The 23,617-nt window shown below is 72.3% G+C and carries 23 protein-coding genes; 11 read left to right on the forward strand and 12 right to left on the reverse strand.

All coding sequences use genetic code 11. From position 1 onward, the window contains the following. Nucleotides 1-23 precede the first annotated feature (23 nt). On the reverse strand, nucleotides 24-1,484 hold the full coding sequence (locus ACYQ8Q_RS09720) for a sensor histidine kinase (protein WP_460063627.1): 1,461 nt from the start codon (nucleotides 1,482-1,484) through the stop codon (nucleotides 24-26). Next, nucleotides 1,481-2,221, reverse strand: coding sequence for a response regulator transcription factor (locus tag ACYQ8Q_RS09725; RefSeq protein WP_460063629.1), 741 nt, complete (start codon nucleotides 2,219-2,221; stop codon nucleotides 1,481-1,483). Before ACYQ8Q_RS09725 ends, ACYQ8Q_RS09720 begins: the two co-directional genes overlap by 4 nt. Nucleotides 2,222-2,372: 151 nt before the next feature. Between ACYQ8Q_RS09725 and ACYQ8Q_RS09730 the strand changes: the two genes are divergently transcribed. From ACYQ8Q_RS09730 to ACYQ8Q_RS09750, 5 genes are all read left to right on the forward strand, one after another. Continuing rightward, nucleotides 2,373-3,725, forward strand: a complete 1,353-nt coding sequence (locus tag ACYQ8Q_RS09730) for a ferredoxin reductase family protein (protein ID WP_460063632.1) — start codon at nucleotides 2,373-2,375, stop codon at nucleotides 3,723-3,725. Nucleotides 3,726-3,744: 19 nt separating this feature from the next. Continuing rightward, nucleotides 3,745-4,194 carry an FMN-binding protein gene (locus ACYQ8Q_RS09735; RefSeq protein WP_460063634.1) on the forward strand — a complete coding sequence of 150 codons (450 nt, stop codon included), beginning with the start codon at nucleotides 3,745-3,747 and terminating at the stop codon, nucleotides 4,192-4,194. 60 nt (nucleotides 4,195-4,254) lie between these two features. Beyond that, complete coding sequence (locus tag ACYQ8Q_RS09740) at nucleotides 4,255-5,637, forward strand: ferredoxin reductase family protein (RefSeq protein WP_460063637.1); 1,383 nt, start codon at nucleotides 4,255-4,257, stop codon at nucleotides 5,635-5,637. Between the two features lie 71 nt (nucleotides 5,638-5,708). Continuing rightward, the gene (locus tag ACYQ8Q_RS09745; protein ID WP_460063639.1) at nucleotides 5,709-6,818 is read left to right on the forward strand and encodes an FMN-binding protein; all 1,110 of its coding nucleotides are present in this window, start codon (nucleotides 5,709-5,711) and stop codon (nucleotides 6,816-6,818) included. A 55-nt stretch (nucleotides 6,819-6,873) separates the two neighbouring features. Then, nucleotides 6,874-7,614: an FAD:protein FMN transferase gene (locus tag ACYQ8Q_RS09750; protein WP_460073231.1), complete on the forward strand. Its 741-nt coding sequence runs from the start codon at nucleotides 6,874-6,876 to the stop codon at nucleotides 7,612-7,614. Nucleotides 7,615-7,757: 143 nt separating this feature from the next. Here ACYQ8Q_RS09750 and ACYQ8Q_RS09755 read toward each other — a convergent pair whose 3' ends face one another. The 5 genes from ACYQ8Q_RS09755 to argC are packed head-to-tail and all read right to left on the reverse strand — an operon-like array spanning nucleotide 7,758 to nucleotide 12,588. Beyond that, entirely contained in the window at nucleotides 7,758-8,303 is a 546-nt protein-coding gene (locus tag ACYQ8Q_RS09755) for an arginine repressor (protein WP_358994948.1), read from the reverse strand. A 7-nt stretch (nucleotides 8,304-8,310) separates the two neighbouring features. Continuing rightward, nucleotides 8,311-9,504 (reverse strand): acetylornithine transaminase, encoded by a 1,194-nt coding sequence (locus ACYQ8Q_RS09760; RefSeq protein ID WP_460063642.1) that lies wholly within the window; start codon nucleotides 9,502-9,504, stop codon nucleotides 8,311-8,313. Next, nucleotides 9,501-10,415 carry an acetylglutamate kinase gene (gene argB / locus ACYQ8Q_RS09765; RefSeq protein WP_460063645.1) on the reverse strand — a complete coding sequence of 305 codons (915 nt, stop codon included), beginning with the start codon at nucleotides 10,413-10,415 and terminating at the stop codon, nucleotides 9,501-9,503. The genes ACYQ8Q_RS09760 and argB overlap by 4 nt, the downstream gene beginning before the upstream one ends. Beyond that, a complete protein-coding gene (argJ, locus tag ACYQ8Q_RS09770; RefSeq protein WP_460063647.1) occupies nucleotides 10,412-11,563 on the reverse strand; it encodes a bifunctional glutamate N-acetyltransferase/amino-acid acetyltransferase ArgJ in 1,152 nt (383 codons plus the stop codon). The genes argB and argJ overlap by 4 nt, the downstream gene beginning before the upstream one ends. Continuing rightward, nucleotides 11,560-12,588, reverse strand: coding sequence for an N-acetyl-gamma-glutamyl-phosphate reductase (gene argC / locus ACYQ8Q_RS09775; protein WP_460063649.1), 1,029 nt, complete (start codon nucleotides 12,586-12,588; stop codon nucleotides 11,560-11,562). The genes argJ and argC overlap by 4 nt, the downstream gene beginning before the upstream one ends. 139 nt (nucleotides 12,589-12,727) lie before the next feature. Between argC and ACYQ8Q_RS09780 the strand changes: the two genes are divergently transcribed. After that, complete coding sequence (locus tag ACYQ8Q_RS09780; protein ID WP_460063651.1) at nucleotides 12,728-13,942, forward strand: SMI1/KNR4 family protein; 1,215 nt, start codon at nucleotides 12,728-12,730, stop codon at nucleotides 13,940-13,942. A 45-nt stretch (nucleotides 13,943-13,987) separates the two neighbouring features. On the opposite strand, the gene ACYQ8Q_RS09785 is transcribed toward ACYQ8Q_RS09780, so the two are convergent. Further along, the gene (locus tag ACYQ8Q_RS09785; RefSeq protein ID WP_460063653.1) at nucleotides 13,988-16,477 is read right to left on the reverse strand and encodes an alpha-L-arabinofuranosidase C-terminal domain-containing protein; all 2,490 of its coding nucleotides are present in this window, start codon (nucleotides 16,475-16,477) and stop codon (nucleotides 13,988-13,990) included. Between the two features lie 127 nt (nucleotides 16,478-16,604). Between ACYQ8Q_RS09785 and ACYQ8Q_RS09790 the strand changes: the two genes are divergently transcribed. Both ACYQ8Q_RS09790 and ACYQ8Q_RS09795 read left to right on the forward strand, forming a co-directional pair. Next, nucleotides 16,605-16,781 (forward strand): hypothetical protein, encoded by a 177-nt coding sequence (locus tag ACYQ8Q_RS09790; RefSeq protein ID WP_460063655.1) that lies wholly within the window; start codon nucleotides 16,605-16,607, stop codon nucleotides 16,779-16,781. 4 nt (nucleotides 16,782-16,785) lie between these two features. Continuing rightward, nucleotides 16,786-17,229 (forward strand): DUF6314 family protein, encoded by a 444-nt coding sequence (locus ACYQ8Q_RS09795; RefSeq protein WP_460063657.1) that lies wholly within the window; start codon nucleotides 16,786-16,788, stop codon nucleotides 17,227-17,229. Here the strand turns inward: ACYQ8Q_RS09795 and ACYQ8Q_RS09800 are convergent. The 3 genes from ACYQ8Q_RS09800 to ACYQ8Q_RS09810 form a co-directional block, all read right to left on the reverse strand. After that, complete coding sequence (locus ACYQ8Q_RS09800; RefSeq protein WP_358994971.1) at nucleotides 17,211-17,804, reverse strand: histidine phosphatase family protein; 594 nt, start codon at nucleotides 17,802-17,804, stop codon at nucleotides 17,211-17,213. The two genes, ACYQ8Q_RS09795 and ACYQ8Q_RS09800, sit on opposite strands and share 19 nt — an antisense overlap. 164 nt (nucleotides 17,805-17,968) lie before the next feature. Continuing rightward, nucleotides 17,969-18,421, reverse strand: coding sequence for a GNAT family N-acetyltransferase (locus tag ACYQ8Q_RS09805; RefSeq protein ID WP_460063661.1), 453 nt, complete (start codon nucleotides 18,419-18,421; stop codon nucleotides 17,969-17,971). A gap of 221 nt (nucleotides 18,422-18,642) precedes the next feature. Beyond that, entirely contained in the window at nucleotides 18,643-20,121 is a 1,479-nt protein-coding gene (locus ACYQ8Q_RS09810; RefSeq protein WP_460063663.1) for an aminotransferase-like domain-containing protein, read from the reverse strand. On the opposite strand from ACYQ8Q_RS09810, the gene ACYQ8Q_RS09815 reads away from it, so the two are divergent. After that, nucleotides 20,120-21,034 carry a DMT family transporter gene (locus tag ACYQ8Q_RS09815; protein WP_460063666.1) on the forward strand — a complete coding sequence of 305 codons (915 nt, stop codon included), beginning with the start codon at nucleotides 20,120-20,122 and terminating at the stop codon, nucleotides 21,032-21,034. The genes ACYQ8Q_RS09810 and ACYQ8Q_RS09815 overlap by 2 nt on opposite strands. A 108-nt stretch (nucleotides 21,035-21,142) precedes the next feature. After that, the gene (locus tag ACYQ8Q_RS09820) at nucleotides 21,143-21,346 is read left to right on the forward strand and encodes a DUF1918 domain-containing protein (RefSeq protein WP_460063668.1); all 204 of its coding nucleotides are present in this window, start codon (nucleotides 21,143-21,145) and stop codon (nucleotides 21,344-21,346) included. 1 nt (nucleotide 21,347) lies between these two features. On the opposite strand, the gene ACYQ8Q_RS09825 is transcribed toward ACYQ8Q_RS09820, so the two are convergent. After that, nucleotides 21,348-22,580, reverse strand: a complete 1,233-nt coding sequence (locus tag ACYQ8Q_RS09825; protein ID WP_460063671.1) for a glycoside hydrolase family 10 protein — start codon at nucleotides 22,578-22,580, stop codon at nucleotides 21,348-21,350. 177 nt (nucleotides 22,581-22,757) lie between these two features. On the opposite strand from ACYQ8Q_RS09825, the gene ACYQ8Q_RS09830 reads away from it, so the two are divergent. Next, nucleotides 22,758-23,615, forward strand: a complete 858-nt coding sequence (locus ACYQ8Q_RS09830; RefSeq protein ID WP_460063673.1) for a 3-hydroxybutyryl-CoA dehydrogenase — start codon at nucleotides 22,758-22,760, stop codon at nucleotides 23,613-23,615. Nucleotides 23,616-23,617: the final 2 nt, after the last annotated feature.

Raw genomic sequence — 23,617 nt, forward strand, 5'->3', positions numbered from 1 at the left:
AAATCGATACAGCCCCGCGCCCCTCAGGTGGGACCAGCTGCTCCTAGTTCGACCGTGAACGTTGTCGCACCGGGGCGGCTGGTCAGGGTCACCGTTCCGCCGTGGGCCTCCGCCACCGCCGACACGATCGACAGGCCGAGGCCCGTGCCTGTCTTCGTGCGGCGGTGGTCGGCTCGGGTGAAGCGGTCGAAGATCCTCGGCTGGAGGTCCTCGGGGATGCCGGGGCCGTCGTCGTGGACGCGGAGGCGGGTCGCTGCGGGGTCCGTCTCCAGGGTGACCGTGACCTGGGTGCCCTCGGGGGTGTGCAGGCGGGCGTTGGCCAGGAGGTTGGCGAGGACCTGGTGGAGCCGGTGCGCGTCGCCGGTGACGGTGACCGGCTCCTCGGGGAGGTCCAGGGTCCAGCGGTGCCCGGGGCCGGCCGCCCTCGCGTCGGTCACCGCGTCCAGGACCAGCCGGGTGAGGTCCACGGGGCGGCGCTCCAGCGGACGGCCCGCGTCCAGGCGGGCCAGCAGGAGCAGGTCGTCGACCATCTCGCCCATGCGGGAGGACTCGGCCGCGATGCGTTCCAGGGCCCGGGTCACCTCCGGGGGGACCGGGCCGGGGTGGAGCAGGGCCAGTTCGGCGTGACCGCGGACCGAGGCGACCGGGGTGCGCAGTTCATGGCTGGCGTCGGCGGCGAAGCTGCGCAGCCGCTCCTCGCTGGCGTGGCGTTTGGTGAGGGCGTCCTCGACATGGCCCAGCATGCGGTTGAAGGCGCCGGCCATCCGGCCCACCTCGCTCCGCGGGTCCGCCGAAGGGGCCCGGGGCGGCAGCGCCACCTCCCCGCTGGCGAGCGGGAGTTCGCTGACCCTGGTGGCCGTCGCCGCGACCCGGCTCAGCGGGCGGAGCGACCAGCGCACCCAGAGGGCGCCGGCCACACCGGCGATGACCAGGGTCACGCCGAAGACGATCCCCGCGACCAGTTCGAGGCGGTGGACCGTCGACTCCACCGGTTCCAGCGGGAGACCGGTGACCAGGACGTCCCCGTCCAGGCCCGCGGTGGCCCGGACCCGGTACTCGTCGAGGGCGGAGAGATGGAGGGTGTGGGCCCGGCCGTCGACGGGGACGGCGGCGAGGGCGTGCCGGTCGGCGGTGGTCAGGTCGACGGTCAGGTCCGTCGTCTCGGAGCCGGAGGAGGGGACCACCGCCGCGTTGGTGACGGTCCCGTTCACCAGGCGCGCGCCCAGGGTGCCCGCCGACTGGCGGCGGGTGTCGCCGTGCTCGTCGCCGTCGTGATCGTCGATGCCGGGCAGCCGGCCGCCGTGTTCCAGGCTGGCCGGGAAGCGGCTGCCGACCTCGGCGAGCTGTTCGTCGAGGCGGCCGGTGAGGAAGCCGTTCAGACCGACGACCGCGGCCACGCCGACCGCCGCGCAGCCGAGCGCCAGCAGGACCACGAGACCGGCGGTGAGGCGGGCGCGCAGGGTGCGGGGCAGCAGACGGCTCATGACGCGGCCGGTTTCAGCACGTACCCGGCCCCGCGCACGGTGTGGATCATCGGCTCGCGGCCCGCGTCGATCTTCTTGCGCAGATAGGAGATGTACAGCTCGACGACATGGGCGCGGCCGCCGAAGTCGTAGGACCACACCCGGTCGAGGATCTGGGTCTTGCTGAGCACCCGGCGCGGGTTGCGCATCAGGAACCGCAGGAGTTCGAACTCGGTCGGGGAGAGTTCGATCAGTTCGCCCGCGCGGGTGACCTCGCGGGCCTCCTCGTCCATGACCAGGTCACCGACGACCATCCTCGGGCCCTCTTCCTGCTGGCGGGCCATGCCGGCGCGGCGCAGCAGTCCGCGCAGCCGGGCGACGACCTCCTCCAGGCTGAAGGGCTTGGTGACGTAGTCGTCGCCGCCCGCCGTGATGCCGGCGATCCGGTCCTCCACCGCGTCGCGGGCGGTGAGGAACAGGACGCAGACGTCCGGCTTCACCGTGTGCAGGGAGCGCAGGACGGCGAAGCCGTCGGTGTCGGGGAGCATCACGTCCAGCACGACCGCGTCGGGCAGCAGCTCCCGGGCCGCCGTGAGGGCGGAGGCGCCGTCGCCCGCCGTGCGGATCCGCCAGCCCTCGTAGCGCAGGGCGCCGGAGAGCACCTCGGCGAGGTCGGGGTCGTCGTCGACGACGAGGACGCGCAGCGGGGTGCCGTCGGGGCGGGTGAGCGCGGGGCGGCCGGAGCGGGTGGTGTTCATGGCTGCTTCCAGGATCGCTCCCGGCCGGGCGGAACGGGCTCTGCGGATGCTCTGAGTTTTCTCTGAGTCCGCCGTGCGCGGCGGCCGCTCAGAGCGGTCTCAGAAGTTCGCCGCGCACAGTGGGCTCCCCGACCGGCGAAAGGACCTCCTCATGACCACCGTGTACGAGCGGCGGGCGGCGCCCCCGGCGGCGCCGGCTCCCCCGCGCTCCCCCGCGGGACCGGTGCTCGCCGTGCTGTGGGCGGGGGCCGTGGCCGTGCTCGCCCTGTGGTGGTCCGGCACCGGCTCGGTCGTCGGGGCGGCGGGCTGGCTGACCGGGGCCGGGCGGATCGCCGGGCTGCTGTGCGGGTACGCCTGCGCGGTGGTCGTCGCCCTGATGGCACGGGTGCCGCTGCTGGAGCGGCGGATCGGCTCCGACCGGGTGGCGCGCTGGCACGCGATGGCGGGCCGCTACACGGTCTGTCTGCTGGTGGCGCACGTGGTGCTGATTCTCGCCGGGTACGCGGCCCAGGACCACCGCTCGCTCGTCGACGAGACGCTGACGGTGGTCCTGGACTACCCCGAGATGCTGAAGGCGACCGCCGGCACGGTGATCCTCCTCGCGGTCGGGGCGACCTCGGTACGGGCCGTGCGCCGCCGCACCGGCTACGAGTTCTGGTACTACGTCCACCTCCTCACCTACGCGGCCGTCTTCCTCGCCTTCGGCCATCAGCTGGCCCTCGGCAACGACCTCAACGGCAGGCCGGTGGCCACGGCCGCCTGGTACGCGCTCTACCTCGGGGCGGCGGGGCTGGTGCTGTGGTTCCGGGTCCTGGTCCCCGTACGGCTGAACCTGCGGCACCGGCTGCGGGTGGAGTCCGTGCAGCGGGAGGCCCCCGGGGTGTACTCCGTGGTCGTACGGGGGCGGCGGCTGGACGAACTCGGGGCGCGGGCCGGGCAGTTCTTCCGGTGGCGGTTCCTCGGGGCGGGGCTGGCGTGGACCTCGACGCCGTACTCGCTGTCGGCGCCGCCCCGGCGCGAACAGATGCGGATCACGGTCAAGGCGCTCGGCGGGCACAGCGCGCGGGTGGCGCTGCTGCGGCCCGGCACGCGTGTGTGGGCCGAGGGGCCGTACGGCGCGATGACCGCCGACCGGCGCACCGCGCCGAAGTCGCTGCTGATCGGGGCGGGGGTGGGCATCACCCCGCTGCGGGCGCTGTTCGAGACGCTGCCCGGTGAGGTGACCGTGCTGTACCGGGCGCGGTCGGCGCAGGACCTCGCGCTGGGAGCGGAGCTGGAGGCGATCGCGCGCTGGCGCGGGTCGAGGGTGCTGTACGCGCTCAACGGGCCCGAGGGGCAGCGCCCGGATCTGGGCGCCGGGTCGCTGCGCGCGGCGGTGCCCGATCTGGCCGGGTACGACGTCTACCTCTGCGGGCCGCACGGCTTCGCCCGGGACGTGTACGAGGCCCTGCGCGCCGCCGGGGTGCCGGACCGGCGGATCCACCACGAGTCGTTCGAGCTGTGAGAGTTGTGAGGTCGTAGCAGTGCACCCGCTGAAGAAGAACCGCCCCCTGCGCCGGATCATGCTGGCCGGCGCCACCACCGTCTCCGCGGTGGTGATGCTGCTGGCGCTCAAGCCGCACACGGCACCCGAGGTGGCCGTGGCGTCCCCGGCCCCCTCGTCCACGAGCAGTGCGAGCGCCGGCTCGGGCAAGGGCAGCACGACCGTCACCGGCGACTCGGTGCAGACCCGCTGGGGGCCGGTCCAGGTCCGGATCACCGTCCAGAACGGGAAGATCACGGACGTGACGGCGGTGACCTACCCCCAGGACAATCCACGCGACCAGCAGATCAACGCGTACGCCATCCCCCAGCTGCGCAGCGAGGCGCTGAAGGCGCAGAGCGCGGACATCGACACCGTCTCGGGAGCGACGTACACGAGTGACGGTTACCGCCAGTCACTCCAGTCCGCACTGGACTCGGCGGGTCTCTGAACACAAAGCGGTCGAGGCACGTATCTGTGGGCGCCAGGGTCAAGTCCCCACGGAGGAACCGTGACCACCACGATCGCAGGCGGACGCGCCGCCCGCCGCCAGACGATGCGCCGCATCCGCCCGCGCCGATCCCCCGCCGTTCCGTTGCTGCTCGCCGTATGGGCGGGCGCCGCGGGCGTGCTGTGGCTGTGGTGGAGCAATACGCCGAACATCGCGGACAACGACAGCAAGATTCTCAACGCGGGGCGGATCACCGGTCTGCTCGCCGGCTATCTGATGGCGCTCGTCGTGCTCCAGATGGCCCGGGTGCCGGCGCTGGAGCGCCGGGTGGGCTCGGACCGGGTGGCGCGCTGGCACGCGATGAGCGGCCGGTACACCCTCTGCCTGACCTTCGCGCACGTGTTCCTCATCATGTGGGGGTACGCGCTCCAGGCCGGCAAGTCGCTCGGTGACATCGTCCAGCAGACGACCGACTCCATCAACCAGCTTCCCGACATGGGCAAGGCGGCGATCGGCACCGGTCTGCTGCTGGTCATCGGCCTGGTGTCGATCGGCCCGGTCCGCCGGAAGATGCCGTACGACACCTGGTACCACATCCATCTGATGACGTACGCCGCGGTGTTCCTGACCTTCTGGCACCAGCTCACCACCGGCAACGAGTTCGCCGTCGAGCCCGCCGCGAAGACCGTCTGGTACGGGCTGTACGGCTCGGTCACCGCGCTGGTGATCTGGTACCGGATCCTCACCCCGATCCGGCTGAACCTGCGGCACCGCATGTACGTCGAGGCGGTCATCGAGGAGACGCCGGGCATCGTGTCCGTCCTGATCGGCGGCCGCAAGCTGCACCGGATCGGCGCGGAGGCGGGGCAGTTCTTCCGGTGGCGGTTCCTCGCCCCGGGGATGCGCTTCAGCTCCCACCCCTACTCGCTGTCGGCGAACCCGCGCCCCGAGCTGCTGCGGATCACGGTCAAGGCGATCGGCGACCACACCGCGGCGCTGCGCGAACTGCGGCCCGGCACCAAGGTGTGGGCCGAGGGCCCGTACGGCGCGATGACCGCCTCCCGGCGCAGCCGCGGCAAGGTGCTGCTGGTCGCCGGTGGTGTGGGCATCACGCCGATGCGGACGCTGTTCGAGACGCTGCCGGGCGCGCCCGGTGACATCACGCTCCTGTACCGGGCCAACAGCACCCAGGACCTGGCCCTGTGGGACGAGCTGGCGAAGATCGCCGACGAGCGCGGGGCGCGGCTGATGTACGCGGTCAACAGCCCCGACGGGGAGCGCCCCGACATCTCGGCGGAGTCCCTCCAGCGCAAGATCCCCGACATCGACGACCACGACGTGTTCATGTGCGGGCCGAACGGCTTCGCCCAGGGCGTGTACGAGGCACTGCGCGGCGCCGGGGTCCCGGCCCGCCGTATCCATCACGAGTCGTTCGAGATGTGAGCGGCACGACGTTCGGCACGACTCCCGGCCCGTGACGTGGCCTTCTACTTGAATCAGGAGCTCAGGAGCAGATGAGGAAGAGCCACCCTCTCCGGCGGGTCGTGCTGGCCAGTGCCGCCACCGTGTCCGGGATCGTGCTGCTGCTGTCGCTGAAGCCGGCGACCGACCCGACGTCCACCCAGGCGGCGGGGGCCGGCGGAACGGCGGCGCAGGAGGCGGCCCAGGGCGGGGCCGGGGCGCCCGTGACGGGCACGATGACCGGTGACGCCGTCAAGACCCAGTACGGCGACGTCCAGGTCCGGATCACCGTCGTCAACAACAAGATCACCAAGGCGGAGGCCGTCAAGGCGCCGTCGGGGGGCACCAGCACCCAGAAGTCCGAGCTGGCGATCCCCAAGCTGAACGCGGACGTCGTCGCCAAGCAGAGCGTGCAGATCGACACAGTCTCGGGCGCGACCTACACCAGCGAGGGCTACAAGAAGTCCCTCCAGTCGGCGATCGACAAGGCGAACGCGAGCGCGGGCTCCGCCCAGGACTCCGGCTCGGGCGCGGTGCAGGCCTCCGGGACCTTCACCGGGGACGTGACGACGACCCAGTACGGCGACGTCCAGGTGCAGATCACGCTCGCCGACGGCAAGATCACCAAGGCGGACGCCGTCAAGGCGCCGTCCGGCGGGACCAGCACGCAGAAGACGGAACTCTCCGTCCCGAAGCTGAACCAGGCCGCGGTGAAGGCCGGCAGCGCGGACATCGACACCGTCTCCGGGGCCACCTACACCAGCGAGGGCTACAAGAAGTCGCTCCAGTCGGCCCTGGACAAGGCGGCGAAGGCGAGCGCGGGTTCGTCGTCGGGCTCCGGCTCGGGGTCCGGCTCGGGCTCCGGCTCCGGCTCGGGTGCGGCTCAGGCCTCCGGCACCTTCACCGGCACGGTGGCGCAGACGCAGTACGGTCCGGTGCAGGTCCGGATCACGGTCGCGGGCGGCAAGATCACCAAGGCGGAGGCGGTCCAGGCGCCCTCGGGCGGGACCAGCACGCAGAAGACGGAACTCTCCGTCCCCAAGCTGAACCAGGCCGCGGTGAAGGCCGGCAGCGCGGACATCGACACCGTCTCCGGAGCCACCTACACCAGCGAGGGCTACAAGCAGTCCCTGCAGTCGGCGCTGGACCAGGCCGGTGACTGACACCGTGGCCGAGTCGGCAGCAGCTCCCGCCGCGGTGCGTCACGCGGAGGAGGTCATGGGGACGGTCTTCTCCTTCGACGTCCGCGGCGGGGAACCACAGGCGGTGCGCGCGGCGCTCGACGAGGCGGTGGCCTCGCTGCACCGGGTGAACGAGGTGTTCAGCACCTACCGCGAGGACAGCCAGGTCTCCCGGATGGCGCGCGGTGAGCTGACCGTCGGGGAGTGCGATCCCGAGGTGGCCGAGGTGCTGGAGCTGGGCGCCGAGGCGGAGCGGGCCAGCGACGGCTGGTTCAGCATGCGCTACGAGGGCCGGCTCGACCCGACCGGGATCGTCAAGGGCTGGGCCACCGAGCGGGCGGCGCGGCTGATGTCCGGGGTGCCGGGGGTGAGCGGGGTCAGCGTCAACGGTGGCGGGGACGTGCAGTTGCTGGGCGTGCCCGGGCCGGAGCGGCCCTGGCGGGTCGGGGTGTCCGACCCGCTGCGGCCGGGTGGCCTCGCCGCGGTCGTGTCGGCGGCGGGGGCGGACGAGCTGGCGGTCGCGACCTCGGGTACCGCCGAGCGGGGGGCGCATATCGTCGACCCGCGCACGGGGCGGTCCGCGGTGACCGACCTCGTCGCCGTCACGGTGGTCGCGCCCCGTCTGACCTGGGCGGACTGCTGGGCCACGGCCGCGTTCGCGATGGGTTCGCGGGAGGCGCTGGCCTGGCTGGAGTCCCTGCCGGACGTGGAGGCCCTGCTGATCACGGCGGGCGACGAGGTGCGGTGCACGGGGGGCCTGGCCCGGCGTCTGGGCTGACGTGCCGCCCCAGGCGGCACGCATGCCCGCAGCTTGCGAGCGGTGGCCGGGCAGCGCGCGTGGCTGCGACTCCCTAGGGGCGCGGGGAACTGCGCGAACAGCCCCCACCCGCCCGCAGTCGGCCGATACGCGCAACCACCCTCTCAGTGGCCGTTCTGAGCCAACCGCAGCAAGTGGTCGGCCAAGGCCTGACCCCCCGTCGGCTCCCGACTGATCAGCAGCAACGTGTCGTCGCCGGCGATCGTCCCCAGGATGTCGTGCAGCTCCGCCTGGTCGATCGCCGAGGCGAGGAACTGGGCGGCGCCCGGCGGCGTACGCAGGACCACGAGGTTCGCGGAGGCCTCCGCGGAGATCAGCAGCTCCTGGGACAGCCGCCGCATCCGCTCCTCCTTCGCCGACCCCCCGAGCGGCGCCCGCGGGGTCCGGAAACCCCCTTCGCTGGGCACCGCGTAGATGAGATCGCCGTCGGTGTTGCGGATCTTCACCGCGTTCAGCTCGTCCAGGTCCCGCGACAGCGTCGCCTGGGTGACGCTCAGCCCGTCGTCGGCGAGCAGCTTCGCCAACTGGCTCTGCGAGCGCACGGGCTGCCGGTTGAGGATGTCCACGATCCGGCGGTGGCGGGCGGTGCGGGTCTGCGGCACGGCGGGCCCGTTCGCCCCGGCCTGCTCATGGTCCTGCGCCTGGCTCATCGTCGTCTCATTCCCCGGATCCGTCCCCGCTGGCTGTGTCGAGGATGCCGGGCAGCGCCCCGAGGAACGCCTCCACCGCGTCGTCGCCGAGATTCAGCGGCGGCATCAGCCGGACGACGTCGGGGGCGGGCGCGTTCACGAGGAATCCGGCCTCCTGAGCCGCCTGCTGCACCTGGGGCGCGAGCGGCTCGGTGAGCACGATACCCAGGAGGAGGCCCGCGCCCCGGACATAATCGATCAACGGGTGGCCGAGACCCTCGATTCCACCCCGCAGCTTCTCGCTCTGCCGCTTGACGTTCTCCAGCAACCCCTCGTTCGCGATGGTGTCGAGGACGGCGAGGCCAGCCGCGCAGGCGACGGGGTTGCCGCCGAACGTGGTCCCGTGGTGCCCCGGCTGGAGCAGGTCCGCGGCCCGCCCGAAGGCGACGGTCGCGCCGAGCGGCAGCCCGCCGCCGAGCCCCTTGGCCAGGGTCACGACATCCGGCAGGACGCCCTCGTGGGCCTGGTACTCGAACCACTGCCCGGTCCTGCCGATGCCGGTCTGCACCTCGTCGAGGACGAGGAGCGAGCCGGTGGCCGCGGTGATCGCCCGCGCCGCCTTCAGATAGCCGGCCGGGGGCACGACGACGCCGTTCTCGCCCTGCACCGGCTCGATGATCACCAGGGCGGTGTCCTCGGTGACCGCGGCGGCCAGCGCCTGCGCGTCGCCGTACGGGACATGGGTGACCTCGCCGGGCAGCGGCAGGAACGGCTCCTGCTTGCCGGGCTGGCCGGTGAGCGCGAGGGCGCCCATGGTGCGGCCGTGGAAGCCGCCCTGGGTGGCGACCATGTGGGACCGCCCGGTGAGCCGGCCGATCTTGAAGGCGCCCTCGTTGGCCTCGGCGCCGGAGTTGCAGAAGAACACCTTGCCGTCCCGGCCGAAGTGGTGCAGGAGCCGCTCGGCGAGGGCGACGGGGGGTTCGGCGATGAACAGGTTCGACACATGGCCGAGGGAGGCGATCTGCCGGCTGACCGCCTCGACGACCGCCGGGTGGGCGTGGCCGAGCGCGTTGACCGCGATGCCGCCGACGAAGTCGACGTACTCCCTGCCGTCGGCGTCCCACAGCCGGGCACCCTCGCCGCGCACCAACGGCAGCCGCGGAGTGCCGTAGTTGTTCATGAGCGAGCCCTGCCACCGGGTGGTCAGTTCCTGGTTGCTCACGCGGACTCCCCCTGCTGCTCGTCGGGCACGACCATCGTGCCGATTCCCTCGTCGGTGAAGATCTCCAGCAGGATCGAGTGCTGGACCCGCCCGTCGATGACCCGGGCCGTGGTGACGCCGCCGCGCACGGCGTGCAGACAGCCCTCCATCTTCGGGACCATGCCGGCGCTGAGGTCCGGCAGCAGCTTCTCGAGCTGCGAGGCGGTGAGGCGGCTGATCACCTCGTCGGACTCGGGCCAGTTCTCGTAGAGGCCCTCCACGTCCGTGAGGACCATGAGGGTCTCGGCGCCCAGCGCCGCAGCGAGTGCCGCAGCCGCCGTATCAGCATTGACGTTGTAGACATGTCCGTCGTCCTGGGAGCGGGCGATGGAGGAGACGACCGGGATGCGGCCGTCGGCGAGCAGGGCCTCGATCGCGCCCGTGTCGATCGCGGTGATCTCGCCCACCCGCCCGATGTCGACGAGCTCGCCGTCGATCTCGGGCTGGTGCTTGGTGGCGGTGATGGTGTGCGCGTCCTCGCCGGTCAGACCGACGGCGAGGGGTCCGTGCTGGTTGAGCAGTCCGACCAGCTCGCGCTGGACCTGTCCGGCGAGCACCATCCGTACGACGTCCATGGCGTCCTCGGTGGTGACGCGCAGGCCCGCCTTGAACTCGCTGACGATGCCGTGCCTGTCGAGGGCCGCGCTGATCTGCGGGCCGCCGCCGTGCACGACGACGACGTTGAGGCCGGCGTGGCGCAGGAAGACGACGTCCTGGGCGAAGGCGGCCTTCAGCTCCTCGTTCACCATGGCGTTGCCGCCGAACTTGATGACGACCGTCTTGCCGTTGTGCCGGGTCAGCCAGGGCAGGGCCTCGATGAGGATCTGGGCCTTGGGGAGCGCGGTGTGCTTCCGCGTGGGTCCGTTGCTCATGAGGAGTACGCGCTGTTCTCGTGGACGTAGTCCGCGGTGAGGTCGTTGGTCCAGATGGTCGCGGTCTCGGTGCCCGCGGCCAGGTCGGCGACGATGTGCACCTCGCGGTAGCGCATGTCGACCTTGTCGCGGTCCTCGCCGACGCCGCCGTTCTTGCAGACCCAGACGCCGTTGATGGCGACGTTGAGCCGGTCGGCCTCGAAGGCGGCCTGCGTGGTGCCGATCGCGGAGAGCACCCGGCCCCAGTTGGGGTCCTCGCCGTGGATGGCGCACTTGAGGAGGTTGTTGCGGGCGATGGAGCGGCCCACCTCGACGGCGTCGTCCTCCGAGGCAGCGTTGACCACCTCGACCTTGATGTCCTTGCTGGCGCCCTCGGCGTCGCGGATGAGCTGCTGGCCGAGGTCGTCGCAGACGGCGCGCACGGCGGCGGCGAACTCGTCGTACTCCGGGGTGACGTCGGAGGCGCCGGAGGCGAGCAGCAGCACGGTGTCGTTGGTGGACATGCAGCCGTCGGAGTCGACGCGGTCGAAGGTGACCCGGGTGGCGGCGCGCAGCGCCCGGTCCAGGGTCACGGCGTCGACGTCGGCGTCGGTGGTGAGGACGACGAGCATGGTGGCGAGGCCGGGGGCGAGCATGCCCGCGCCCTTGGCCATGCCGCCGACGGTCCAGCCGACGCCCTGGGCGACGGAGGTCTTGTGGACGGTGTCGGTGGTCTTGATGGCGATGGCGGCCTTCTCGCCGCCGTGCTCGGACAGCTGGGCCGCGGCGGTCCCGACGCCCGGGAGCAGCTTGTCCATGGGGAGCAGGACCCCGATGAGGCCGGTCGAGCAGACGGCGACCTCGCCCGCGCCGACGCCCAGCGCGTCCGCGACCTTCTCGGCGGTGGCGTGGGTGTCCTGGAAGCCCTTGGGCCCCGTACAGGCGTTGGCGCCGCCGGAGTTGAGGACGACGGCGGAGAGCTCACCGCTCTTGAGGACCTGCTCGGACCACAGGACCGGCGCGGCCTTCACACGGTTGGAGGTGAAGACACCCGCGGCGGCGCGGCGCGGCCCGGTGTTGACCACGAGGGCCAGGTCCGGGTTGCCGTTCTCCTTGATCCCGGCGGCGATACCCGCCGCCGTGAACCCCTTGGCTGCCGTGACACTCACGGTGCGACTCCGATCGTGGAAAGCCCGGTGTTCTCGTGGAACCCGAGGGCGATGTTCATGCTCTGGACGGCACCACCGGCCGTGCCCTTGGTGAGGTTGTCGATGGCGCTGATCGCGATGATGCGGCCCGCGGTCTCGTCGTACGCGACCTGGATCTGAACGGCGTTGGAACCGTGGACGGACGCCGTGGCGGGCCACTGCCCCTCGGGCAGCAGGTGCACGAAGGGCTCGTCGGCGAGGGCCTTCTCGTAGGCGGCGCGGACGGACTCGGCGGTGACGCCGGGCTTCGCCTTGGCGGAGCATGTGGCGAGGATGCCGCGGGACATCGGCGCGAGGGTGGGGGTGAAGGAGACGGAGACCCGTTCCCCGGCCGCCGCGCTGAGGTTCTGCACGATCTCGGGGGTGTGCCGGTGCCCGCCGCCGACACCGTAGGGGGACATGGAGCCCATCACCTCGGAGCCCAGCAGGTGCGTCTTGGGCGCCTTGCCCGCGCCGGAGGTGCCCGAGGCGGCGACGATCACGGCCTCGTTCTCGGCGATGCCGGCGGCGTAGGCCGGGAAGAGCGCCAGTGAGACGGCCGTGGGGTAGCAGCCGGGGACCGCGATGCGCTTGGACCCCTCCAGCGCGGCGCGGCCGCCCGGCAGTTCGGGGAGGCCGTAGGGCCAGGTCCCGGCGTGCGGGGAGCCGTAGAACCTCTCCCAGTCGGCCGCGTCGGCGAGCCGGAAGTCGGCGCCCATGTCGACGACGAGGACGTCCGGGCCGAGCTGTTCGGCGACGGCGGCGGACTGCCCGTGCGGGAGGGCGAGGAAGACGACGTCGTGTCCGGCGAGGACCTCGGCGGTGGTCTCCTGGAGGACGCGGTCGGCCAGCGGGAGCAGATGCGGCTGGAGTCCGCCCAGTTTCTGGCCCGCGTTGGAATTGCCGGTCAGGGCGCCGATCTCGACCTCGGGGTGCGCGAGGAGCAGGCGCAGCACTTCGCCGCCCGCATACCCGCTCGCTCCGGCCACTGCCGCACGTACCGCCATGGACTCCTCCTCCTTGATGGCATGACTATACGTTTCGCTGCACTTTTATGCAATCCATGCGTGATCCATACAGGGGCCCGCGCCCCGTCGATGACAGAATCGGTCACTCCGTGATCATGCCCGGGAGGCGGAGGACTCAGTGCTCGACGATCTGGCCGACTTCACCGCAGCGGACGCGCGGCGCCCGCCCGTACCGGTCCCCGTCGACTGGGCGGCCGTGGAGGAGTGGCTCGGCACCCCGCTGCCCGCCGACTACAAGCGGCTCGCCGACCGCCACGGGCCGCTGGACTTCGGGCAGTACCTCTGGATCCACGTGCCGTGCGCCGACGAGCGGTTCGACTACGGCACCTGGCTCGGCCGGACGCACCGGGCGGCCCGTATCGCCCTGCGCGACCTGCCTGCGGAGGAACGGTTCTCCGTCCACCCGGAGCCCGGCGGGCTGCTCGCCTGGGGATGCAGCCGGGGCACCGACGACCTCTTCTGGGACACCTCCGTCTCGGACGACCCCGACGCGTGGACGGTCGTCGTACGCCACACGGACGGCGTCCCGGGCAGCGGGCTGCTCCCCTGGCACCGCTACGACCTCACACTCACCGGGTATCTGCGGCACACCGTCCGCGACACCTGGGAGCTCCCCTCCCCGCCCGGCCCGCTGCTGGGCCCGCTGCCGGGCACCGCCGCCCGTACCGCCTTCCTGCCCGGCGCCGGACCGTGGACCCCGCCCGCCCCGGTCGAGCCCCGCCTCACCCCGGCGGAACGCGTGCGGGCCCTGGAGACGGGCACGGGCCTCGACGCCCTGCGCCTGCTCACCCCGCCGCCCGCCCGTCCCCACCTCGGCGACGGCACCTGGGAGCAGCTCGCCGAACAGCTCGGCGTCCGGCTCCCGGGCGAGTACACGCAGGTCATGGAGGCGTACGGCTGTGGCACCTGGAGCGGCTGGCTGCGTTTCCCGGCGCCGCTGCGCACGAGGGCGCCGCGCTTCACGGCGTACGTCGAGGAGGTCCTGGAGGCGTACGAGTCGCTGCGGGAGGGTTATGCGGAGTGGTATCCGCTGGCCACCTTCCCCGCCCCGGGCGGCTTCCTGCCGTTCGCCGACTCCATCGACGGCGACCACCTGGGCTGGCTGACCGAGGGCGAGGACCCGGACGCCTGGCCGCTGGTGTTCTGGCCGCGCCACGCGGACCAGGGGCCGCCGCTGGAGCAGGGGCTGATCGACACCCTGCTGGCCTGGCAGCGCGGCGGGCTCGGCGGGCCCGGGCTGTGCAGGCCGGACGAGGAGGACGACCCGGTGGAGTTCGCGCGGTTCGCCCCCTGGGACGACGACGCCCCCGGCGGCGTCCCCGACGGCGACTGAGGGGCGGGTGCGGCCGGTCCGGCCGGCCGCACCCGCCCGGACCGGCTACCTCTGCCTGATCCTCAGGAAGGTGATCGAGTTCGCCGGGAAGGTGTACGTGAACCGGTCGGCGACGCCGGTGAAGGTGGACGTCACCGGGGCGACCGGGGTCGCCGTCTCCGTGTTGACGGCGTTCGGGGCGGCGGTCAGGGTCGTCACCCGGGCCCGGGGGGAGACCTTCGCGCCGCCGAGGTCGATCGCCGTGCGGGCGTCGGCGGACTGGGCGTTGACGACCTTCACGATCAGGTCGCCGGTCCTCTTGTCCTGGGTGACGACCTGGCGGAACGGCTCGGCCGGCTTGTCGTCGGTGAAGCTGCCCCACTCCTGGCCGTCGAGGGAGAGGGTGACCTGGCGGCCGCGCACCTTGATGTCGACGTCGTAGGCGCGGCCCGTCTCGATGGTGCCGGCCTTGGAGATCAGGGTGGACTTGCCGCCGTCCACGGCCTGCTCGACCGCGGTGGTGGTGTTGTTCCAGCCGCCCAGGTTCCACCAGTAGTAGTTGCCGGTGTCCTTGACGCCGAAGGCGACGAGGAAGCCCTCCTTGCCGGACTTCTTGGTGGCCTTCACATGCAGGTCGTAGTCGTGCCAGTTCACGTCACCGGCGGAGACCATGGTGTTCTCGGCGGCCACGTCGGTCTGGACGTACTGCCCGTCCTGGAGGGACCAGCTGCCGCCCCCGGTGTGGCTCCACTGCGCGGCGTCGCCCGAGAAGTCGTCGCTCAGCAGCGTGGCGCCGTCCGCGTCCGTGACCTTCACGTCGTCGTACGCGGCCGTCGTCGCCCACGTCGACAGGCCGACGGCTCCGCTGATCGGGCCCTGGAGGGAGGGGGTGCCGGTGGCCGTGGACGGGACGACCCGGTCGCCGACGTTGGTCATGAACAGCTTCTGGACCTCGTAGTTGGCGGAGTTCCAGGAGGCGTGGTTGTTGAACCACACCATGTCCGGGCTCCACTGGACGTAGTCCTCGTTGGCGAACAGCGGGGCGTAGGAGGCGAGTTTCACGACGTCCGCGTTGCGTTCCAGGCCGGTCATGAAGGCGGCCTCGGCGAGGCCGTTCTTGAAGGCGTTGCCCCAGGAGGCGTACTCGCCGAGGAAGACCTTCGGGCCGCCGCGGTCGTAGGAGTCGTAGCGGTCGTTGTTCTGGAGGAACCACTGCGGGCTGTTGTAGTAGTGCTCGTCGACCATGGCGACCTTGGCGTCCCTGTTGAGCTGCCAGGCCTTGTCGAAGGTGGAACCGGCGTCGTCCGGGCCGGAGTTGGAGATCACCGTGATGCCGGGGTACCTGGCCTCGATCGCGGTGCGGAACTCCGTGAAGCGGGCGAAGAACTCCTCGGGGAGGTTCTCCTCGTTGCCGACCTCGATGTGGGTGAGGTGGAAGGGCTTCGGATGGCCCATCCTCGCGCGCAGCTTGCCCCAGGTGGAGTTCACCGGGCCGTTGGCGAACTCGATCAGGTCGAAGGTGTCCTGGACGTGCCGCTTCAGCAGGGCGTCGTCGACGACGGCCTTGTTCTGGCCGCACCCGGTGACCAGAGCCGGGACGACGGGCAGCGGCATCGCGCCGATGTCCTCGGCGAGGCGGAAGTACTCGTAGTAGCCGAGTCCGTAACTCTGGTTGTAGCCCCAGAAGTTGGAGTTCGTGGCCCGCTCCTCGACCGGGCCGACGGTGTCCTTCCACTGGTAGGAACGGGCGCGCTGCCAGCCCGAGGCCTCGCTGTAGTCCTGCATGGAGCCGGTGTTGACCAGGCAGCCGCCGGGGAAGCGGACGAAGCCCGGGTGCAGGGCGGCGATCTTCTCGGCGAGGTCCTTGCGCAGGCCGTTGGGCTCGTGCTTGTACGTGTCGCGCGGGAACAGCGACACCATGTCGAGCGCGGCCGCCTCCGAGGAGCCCACGGTCAGCCGGCCGGTGCTGCTGGTGCGGGTGGCGGTGAAGGTCGCCTTGTACTTGGCCCAGCCGCCGGTGCGCACGGCGACCCGGCGGGCGGTGGCGAGGGTGCCGTCGGCGTCCTGGAGGGAGACCGTCAGGGTGGTACCGGCCTCGGCGCGGGCCCACACCGAGAAGTCGTACTTCTGGCCTTCCTCGACGCGGACCCCGGTGTTGTAACCGGCGTTCGTCACGGACGAACCGGCGCCCAGGGAGAGGTAGGTGCGGTTGCGGTCGTTGAGCCGGCCGGCGTCGTTCACGACGTTCGCCGAGCCGGAGACCGTCCAGGAGGTCAGCGGGGTGTACGAGCGGTTGTCGACGGTCGTGTACTCGAAGGACCGGTTCTGCACCAGCTCGGCGTACAGACCGCCGTCGGCGGCCCGGTTGATGTCCTCGAAGAAGACGCCGTACATCGTGTCGTCGATCTTCGCGCCCTTGGCCGCGGGGTCGACGGTGAGGGTGTAGTCGGTGGTGTCGGCGGCTCCGGCGGGGGTGGCGGGGACTCCGCCGACGGCCAGGAGGAAAGCGCTTGCTCCGAGGGCGAGTCTCAGACGGTTGCGGGTGGTGCGTGGCATGGACGCTCCGCGGCTCTGGGGGTCGGTGTGGCACTGTTCGATATGCTGAACGCTGGTCAACACTTCGAACGGCAAGATAGAGATGGGGCATGAGCGCGTCAATGGGGCGGGCACGTATCGTCGGGGCATGGACGCACGCGTGCGACGCGACGCGGGGGCCGGCATGAGCGGGGCGCCGGCCGCCTGCGAGGGGGCCTTCCGCGCCACCGGCCATGCCGCGCGCCACCAGATCCGGGCCCGGGACGACCGCAAGGCACCCACCGGCTCCCCCGACGGATGGCGCCGCCGGCCGCGGAGAGGGTGAGGCGATGGAGGTGCTCCGGCCGGTTCCGGACGTCCTCGCCCATCTCGCCGGGCGATGGCGGGTGGAGCGCGTGGTGCGGGATCTGGCGAGCGGGGCCGAGGGCCGCTTCCGGGGCACCACCGTGTTCAGCCCGCTGGACGGCGGGGGCCTGCTGCACGAGGAGTCCGGCACGTTCACCTGGCTGGGGGTCGACCGGCCCGCCGAGCGCACCCTGCGCTTTCTGCCCGGCCCGGTACCGGGCACGGCGGACGTCCGGTTCGCCGACGGCCGGCCCTTCCACGACCTGGACCTGACGACCGGACGGCACACCGCCGTCCACCCGTGCTCCGCGGACCTCTACCGGGGCGAGTTCACCGTCCGGGACGCGGACCACTGGCGCACGGTGTGGCGCGTCGGCGGCCCCGCCAAGGACCTGCTGCTCACCACGGACTACGCGCGCGTGGGCTGAACCGACGCCCCTTCCAGACGCAGGTTCCAGCGCCCGCCCCGGCCGGTGACGGTGGTCGTCGACAGGGGGCGCACATCGATGTTCCAGTACGTCGACGGCGGCGCCTTGAGCGCGTACACCACCGCCGCGCGGATCACGCCGGGCTCGGCGACCGCCACGATCCGGTCGCCGTCCCCGAGCGGGCGGGTGTCGAGCCAGTCGCCCACCCGGGTGATGAAGTCCAGCAGGGACTCGCCGCCGTGCGGGGTGGCCAGCGGGTCGGCCAGCCAGGCGTCCACGGCGGCCGGCTCACGGGCCATCGCCTCGCCCAGGGTCAGACCCCGCCAGCGGCCCATGGCGCAGTCGCGCAGCGCGAGCTGCACCAGCGGGGCATAGCCGAGGGCGTCACCGGTGATCCGGCTGCTCGGCGTGGGCGAGCAGTAGCGCAGCTCGGCGGCGGCGAGGGGCAGGAGGTCGGGGACCACCCGCTGCACCTCGTCCCAGCCCGCCTGGTCCAGCGGCCGGTCGTCCTCGAAGCGCTCCGCGAGCAGGGGCGAGCTGCGCGCGGCTGCGACGAACGTCACCCGAAGTGGCATGCGGTGATGGTGAGCCGAGCAACTGCGCAGGTCAAGGGGCGCCGGGTGACAGACGCCGGAATTCTTACCAGCGAGTCAGGAAGTGCCGGACAAGTCCTGAGAAAACGAGCCGCGCGCAGGCCTCACGCCCGCCGCAGGCAGGCTCACGCACGCCTCGGCCATGTTCACGCCACACCGAGCTTCGCGAAGATCAGCGCCATCCACCGGTCCGGCTCCTCCAGCGCCTCGAAGCCGACCTTCTCGTACACCCCGTGGGCGTCGTGCGTGGCGAGCAGGATGCGGCGCAGTCCGTGCGGCAGCAGGTGGTCGCGTACGGCGGCGACGAGGGAGGTCCCGATGCCCTTGCCGCGCGCCGCCGGGTCCACGTAGACGTCGCACAGCCAGGCGAAGGTCGCGAGGTCGGTCACCACGCGCGCGTAGGCGACCTGCTCGCCGGAGGCGCGGTCGTAGACCCCGAAGTTCAGCGAGCCGGCGATCGCCCGGTCCTGCCGCTCCCGCTCGCGCCCGAGCGCCCAGTACGCGTCGGTGGACAGCCAGCGGTGGACGCGTCCGGCGTCGATGCGGGCGGGGTCGGCGGAGATCTCGTAGCCCTCGGCGAGGGGCGGAACGGCGTTCATGGCCGGATCCTCACAGCGGGCGGCGCGTCATGTCGAACGGTTTGCCGGGAGCGTCTCGTCGCAGGTCCCGCGTCACGTCGGACGACGAGCCGGAAACACCCCACCACGAGCCACACGCCCCACCGGACGCTGCGGCGCGAACACCTCCCCTCCAACCGCGCGTCACACCGGACGAGCGGCCCAAACCGCGCGTCACGCGGGTCGATCGGCCCGGCCGCGCGTCACACCGGACGTGGAGCCGGGGACACCTCGTCCCAAGCCGCGCGCAGCCGTCGTACCCCTTCCGCGATCTCCTCCGTGCCCGCGACGGCCGCGAAGCTCAGCCGGACATGGGCGGCCGGGGGTTCCGCGCAGAAGTACGGGCGGCCGGGGGTGAGGGCGACACCGGCGCGCAGGGCGGCGGCCGTGAACACGCTCTCTCCCCCAGAGCCGAAAGCCTGGGAGGTGCCCCCCGTCCCGTCGGGCAGCCGGAGCCACAGGTGGTAGCCGCCGGACGGGATGTGCGGGAGGGCGAGTTCGGGTAGCCGCAGCCGGAGCGCGGAGGTCATCGCGTCCCGGCGGGCACGGAGTTCGGCGGCGACGGTCCGCAGATGGCGCGGCCAGGCGGGCGAGCCGACGAGTTCCAGGGCCGCCTCCTGGAGCGGGCGGGGCACGAAGAAGGTGTCGACGACCTGGATCGCGCGCAGTCGTTCCAGCACCGGTCCGCGCGCGGCGAGGGCGCACACCCGGAAGCTGGGCGAGGTCGCCTTGGTGAGCGAGCCGACGTGGACGACGACTCCGTCGGGGTCGTCCGCGGCGAGCGGGCGGGGCAGGGGGCCCGCGTCCTCGTGCGCGAGCCGGCGTACGAAGTCGTCCTCGACGACGAACGCGCCCGCCTCCCGTGCGATGCGCAGCACCTCGCCGCGCCGGTCGGGGGCCAGGACGGCGCCGGTCGGGTTCTGGAACAGCGGCTGGCAGACGAACACCCGGGCGCCGGTGGCCCGGAAGGCGTCGGCGAGCAGGTCCGGTCTCACACCGTCGGCGTCGACGGGGACGGGGACCGGCCGCAGGCCCGCCGAGCGGGCGATGGCGAGCATGCCGGGGTAGGTCGGGGACTCGACGAGGACCGGCGCGCCGGGCGGGGCGAGGGCGCGCAGGGCGGTGGTGAGCGCCGCCTGACCGCCGGCGCCGACCAGCACCTCCGCCGCGCCGACGGTCCCGCCGATGGTGCGGGCGAACCACTCCCGCAGCTCGGGCAGGCCCTCCATCGGGGGCCGTCCCCAGGCGCCGGGCCGGCGTCCGGCGCGGGCCAGGGCCTCGGACATGGCGCGCTCGGGTTGCAGCGAGGGGTGCAGATAGCCGCCGTTGAACTCGACCACACCGGGCGGTGGGGCGGCCAGGGAGACGGTGACGCCGGTGGCGTCGACCGAACGCGGGACACGGTCGGCGCCGTCCGCGCTGAGGGCGACCTCCTGCCAGGAGGTGTCCCCGGCCGGTGCGGCCACGGGGCGGGGCCGGGCCCGGAACGCCCCGGCCCCGGGCCGGGTCACCACCAGTCCCTCGGCGGCCAGTTGGGCGAGCGCCCGCGAGACGGTCACCGGGCTCACCCGGAACCGTTCGACCAGCGCCCGACTGGAGGGGAGCTTTCCACCGGGAGAGTAGCGGTCCAGCTCTCTCCGGAGGCGATCTGCCAGCTCATCCACACTGCTACGCTCTTGCATGAAGACACAGAGTAGCGCTATCGCAGCGCCCACGATAGCGGTCAGCACCCCGCCCGCCCGTAGTCCCGGCACCCTCCAGGCGGCCCTCGGGGTCGTCGCCTTCTCCCTCACCTTCCCCGCCACCGCCTGGGGGCTGGAGGGCTTCGGCCCCTGGTCCCTGGTGGCGGTGCGCAGTGTGCTGGCCGCGGTGATCGCGGGCGGGTGTCTGCTGGCGCTGCGGATACCCGTGCCCGAGCGGCGGCACTGGGCGGGACTCGCGGTGGTCGCCGGCGGGGTGGTGATCGGATTCCCGCTCCTGACCACCCTCGCGCTGCAGACCTCCACCACCGCCCATGCCGCCGTCGTCGTCGGCCTGCTGCCGCTGACGACCGCGCTGCTGTCCGCCCTGCGCATGGGCACCCGGCCCTCGCGCACCTTCTGGACGGCGGCGCTCGCGGGGGCCGCCGCGGTGGTGGCGTTCACCGTGCAGCAGAGCGGCGGGGCGCTGACCAGCGCCGATCTCTATCTGTTCGGGGCGCTGCTGGTGTGCGCGGCCGGCTACACGGAGGGCGGCCGGCTGGCCCGGGTGATGCCGGGCTGGCAGGTGATCGGCTGGGCGCTGGTCCTGTGTCTGCCGCTCGGGGTGCCCGCCGCCGCCCTCGCGCTGGCCCACGAGCCCGTCGCGCCGACCGCGCACAGCCTGGCCGGGCTGGTGTGGGTGGCGGCCGGCTCGCAGTTCCTCGGCCTGGTCGTCTGGTACCGGGGCATGGCGGCCATCGGCATCCCGAAGGCCAGCCAGTTGCAGTTGGCGCAGCCGCTGCTCACACTGGTGTGGTCGGTGCTGCTGCTGGGCGAACACCTCACGCCCGCCGCACCGCTGACCGCGGCGGCGGTACTGGTCTGCATCGCCGTCACCCAGCGGGCGCGGGGCTAGGCCGTGTCCGTCACCCCGGCGCGAGCCGGGAGGCAGTCACGGGAATCGACACCACGGACCACTGCTCCCTTCCACACGGCGAGTCCACACGGCGAGGAGGCCCCGCAGATGCGTGCAACCGCGGGCGACCAGTTTGTCCAGCACGGCAGGGTGGTCGGCCAACACGACAAGGTCGGCGAGATCGTCGAAGTACTGGGCCAGGACGGCAACCCGCCGTTCCGCGTCCGCTTCACCGACGGGCATGTGGGTGTGTGCTCACCCGGCCCCGACACCGAGATCCGTCACCGGACCACGTCCGAGGAACAGCGGTAGATCAGCGCGGGGGCTTCGCCGACTGCCCGTAGTGGTCGGCGACCACCCGCGCCATCGCCCCGATCCGGTCCGTCCGTGCGTCCTTGGCGGCGAAGAAGACATGCCCGCGCGCCTGCGGGTACTTCTTCGCCAGCGTGAGATGCCTGCTCAGCTCGGCCTTGGCCGCCCAGGCGGCGGGCTGCCCCGACGCGCCCGCCTTGTACAGGCCCTCGCCGAGGTAGAGCCGGGTCCGGCTGCCCTTGACCGTCTCCGCCCACCAGGGCACGAGCTTGGCGTAGTCGGCGGCGGAGTTGCCGATCTCCCAGTAGAGCTGGGGGACGACGTAGTCGAGCCAGCCCTCCTTCACCCACTTGCGGCTGTCGGCGTAGATCTCGTCGTACGACTGGAAGGCGCGGGTGTCCGAGCCGCGTGAGTCGGTGGAGGCGTTGCGCCACACCCCGAACGGGCTGATGCCGAACTGGGTGCCCGGGCGCGCGGCCTTGATCTTGGCGGCCATCTCCTTCACCAGCTTGTTCACGTTGTCCCGCCGCCAGGCGGCCCGGGTGGTGAACGCGCCGCCGTAGGCGTCGTAGGCCTCGTCGTCGTCGAAGGTCTGACCCGCGACCGGGTACGGGTAGAAGTAGTCGTCGAAGTGGACGGCGTCGACGGGATACTTCTTCACGGCGTCCAGCATCGCCTCCTGCACGAAGGCGCGGACCGCCGGCAGGCCCGGGTTGTAGTAGAGCTTGCCGCCGTACTCCACGGCCCACTCCGGGTGCTTGCGGACCGGGTGGGCGGCGACCAGCCGGGACCGGTCGGCGTGGGTGGCCACCCGGTACGGGTTGAACCAGGCGTGGAGTTCGAGGCCGCGGGCGTGGGCCTCGGTGACGGCGGTGCCCAGCGGGTCCCAGCCCGGGGACTTCCCCTGGGTGCCGGTGAGGACCTGCGACCAGGGCTCGTACGGGGAGGGCCACAGCGCGTCGGCCGTGGGCCGGACCTGGAAGACCACCGTGTTGAGGCGGTCGCGCACCGCCAGGTCCAGCCAGTCGATCAGCTCCTTGCGCTGCTGCGCGGCGGTCAGCCCCGGCTTGGACGGCCAGTCGCGGCCCGCGACCGTGGCCAGCCACAGGCCTCGCATCTCGGCCGCCGCCCGGCCCTCCCCCGCTCCCCCACGCCCTGGCGAGGCCGTCGCGCCCGTCGTGGTGAACGCCGACAGCGCCGCCAGCGCGAACGCCCTCCGGGTCAGTCGCCCCATCACACCCATCCCTGTGTCACGCCATGGATCCGCTCGGTCACGGATCGTCTCCGCGGACAGCATGCACCGCCCCCGGTGATCGATCATCGATACTTGCTAGTAACGTGCACGATCGGAGCAGGCCGACCGGAACCCGGCAGACCTGTCACAGGCATCGGAGTCAGCGAAGGGGACGATGTGACGGACATCGAACGCGTCGGAGTCGTGGGCTGCGGCCAGATGGGAGCGGGCATCGCCGAGGTGTGCGCCCGCGCCGGACTCGACGTCAAGGTCGCCGAGACCACCGGCGAGGCCCTGGAGTTCGGCCGGACCCGGCTGTTCGGCTCCCTGGCCAAGGCCGCCGAGCGCGGCAAGATCTCCGAGGCGGAGCGGGACGCGACGCAGGCGCGGCTGAGCTTCACCACGGACCTCGGCGAATTCGCCGACCGGGACCTCGTCATCGAGGCCGTCGTGGAGAACGAGCAGGTCAAGACGGAGATCTTCCAGGTCCTCGACCAGGTGGTGACCCGCCCGGACGCCATCCTGGCCTCCAACACCTCCTCCATCCCGCTGGTGAAGCTGGCGGTCGCCACCTCGCGGCCCGACCAGGTCGTCGGCATCCACTTCTTCAACCCGGCCCCCGTGCAGAAGCTGGTCGAGCTGATCCCGGCCCTGACCACCTCCGAGGGCACGCTGGGCCGGGCGCAGCTGTTCGCGGAGAAGGTGCTGGGCAAGCACGCGATCCGCGCCCAGGACCGCTCCGGCTTCGTCGTCAACGCGCTGCTGATCCCGTATCTGCTGTCCGCGATCCGGATGTTCGAGACGGGCATCGCCAGCCGCGAGGACATCGACAACGGCATGGAGATGGGCTGCGCCCACCCGATGGGCCCGCTGAAGCTGTCCGACCTGATCGGCCTGGACACGGTCGCCTCGGTCGCGCAGTCGATGTACGACGAGTACAAGGAGCCGCTGTACGCCGCTCCGCCGCTGCTCGCGCGCATGGTGGACGCGGGCCGGCTGGGCCGCAAGACCGGCTCGGGGTTCTACACGTACTGATG

This window comes from Streptomyces sp. YKOK-I1, assembly GCF_054660435.1.